2 protein-coding genes are annotated in these 1627 nt (G+C 62.3%); one reads left to right on the top strand and one right to left on the bottom strand.

Features of this window, described 5'->3' with window-relative positions; genetic code table 11:
• Positions 1–96 precede the first annotated feature (96 nt).
• Positions 97–1221, bottom strand: coding sequence for a YncE family protein (locus tag WBQ44_RS01590; protein ID WP_495564988.1), 1125 nt, complete (start codon positions 1219–1221; stop codon positions 97–99).
• Between the two features lie 216 nt (positions 1222–1437).
• Between WBQ44_RS01590 and WBQ44_RS01585 the strand changes: the two genes are divergently transcribed.
• The gene (locus WBQ44_RS01585) at positions 1438–1590 is read left to right on the top strand and encodes an Ltp family lipoprotein (RefSeq protein ID WP_495564987.1); all 153 of its coding nucleotides are present in this window, start codon (positions 1438–1440) and stop codon (positions 1588–1590) included.
• Positions 1591–1627: the final 37 nt, after the last annotated feature.

Here is a 1627-nt window from a genome sequence, read left to right as displayed (position 1 = left end):
TGATGTACGGGATCGAGATCCTGGGTACAAAGGTCAAACCGCTTGTGGCCGAGGCTATGTCGGTCTGGTCGCGTAATGCACGTGCACCGCCTGGGGCTACCCGGGCGTCAGGGCTGTGTCGACTACGCCGGAACGCATCCGCTGGGGATGGTCGCCCACGATCGTGCTGCCGACCTCGAGGCCGGTGTCGAACGAAATTGCAGAAACCTTGTCGCTGCCCGCCCAGGACACGAAGCAGTATCGACCGTCATTGCTTCGAGTCGACCAGTACGGCTTCTCGCCCGAGGTGATCAGCGGGCCGGCCGTCAGTGTGTCGCGCGAAACAACCGTTGCGTAGTCCGACATCGTTCCTGCAACGCACATCTTCGTCCCCGCGGTGTTCATAGCGATGCCGTGATGCGCGGAGTCCAGCAGATACGCCTGACGCGGAAGTGCCGCGGCCTCGGGTGAGATCGGCAGGTCTGCCACCCGGGTGACCCGATCTTCCTGCAGGTCGAATTCGACGATGCCGTGGAAAAACGACACCTGCAGGTACAGAAAGCGCTCGTCCGGTGACAATGTCATCGGACGGACCGAGGAACTCATTCCCGGGTGCCCGGCCTCCGCGAGCTTGGCGCCGATGTCGATGGTGCGTGCCACTGCGCCGGTGGCGCGGTCGTAGAAGGCGATCCAGCGTGGGAATTTGGTGACCGCTAGTTCAGGTGAGTCGAAGGGTGTTTCGACGCGTCCGATACTGGCGTTGATGATGAACCGGCCGTCTTTCGTGTAGACGTTCTCGTGCGGCGACGTCCCGGTGGGAAATTTTCCGATCGGCTTGCCGTCGGCGGTGTTCAGGATGTGCACCGTGTTGGCCGTCGACGCCGACACTGCCACCTGGGTGCCGTCCTGTGAGATCGCCATGTGGTCCGCACGCTGGCCGTCCACTGCGAACCGCCACACGATGGCACCGGATGCGATGTCGATGGAGACGACGTCCGCGAAGCTGGGACGAGAGACGATCAGGTTGCGTCCGTCGTTGGTGGTGTACATGTCGTCTGCGTACTGGTCGTGGCCCTCTCCGACCAACTGTCGGATGCCGAGATAGAACGCGGTGCGCAGCGGGTTTCGATGGATCTCGGCCAGTCGCTCGTTCTTGTCCGGGATCACGTTCACCCGGCCGTACCGCTCCAGGCTGCCGTCCGGTGACAGGTAGTCGGCGGTGCCGTCCCAGTTGTTGGCCACGAACAACACATCCGTCAACCCTGCCGGAGCTGCAGCAGCAGGTGAGGCTACAGCCGTAACCGAGACCATTGTGACGGCGAAAAGTACAGCCAACGAACGCCGCACGGATGACATGGTTTCGCGACCCCCCAACTGACTTGACAGATGCCGACGGTGAAGGGTAGCCGGGAAGTTGGTCGTCGAACTGACGGATCGCGTTGTGAATGACCACAGAATGTGGCACCGGACTACAACGAGCAAGCCGCGAAGTCCGCGGAGAACTACTTCGAGTTCTCGTCGTTCTCACGCCAGGGCCTGATCGACCAGTTGCTGTACGACGGATTCACCTACGAGCAGGCAGCGTACGGAGTCGACCAGGCGGGTTTCTGACGCTTCGGCGCACAGCCTAGCCGGTCTCGTCGACGCC

It is taken from the genome of Rhodococcus sp. (in: high G+C Gram-positive bacteria) (assembly GCF_049591685.1).
Lineage (GTDB): Bacteria > Actinomycetota > Actinomycetes > Mycobacteriales > Mycobacteriaceae > Rhodococcoides.
This window is presented reverse-complemented; position numbering and strand designations above follow the sequence as displayed.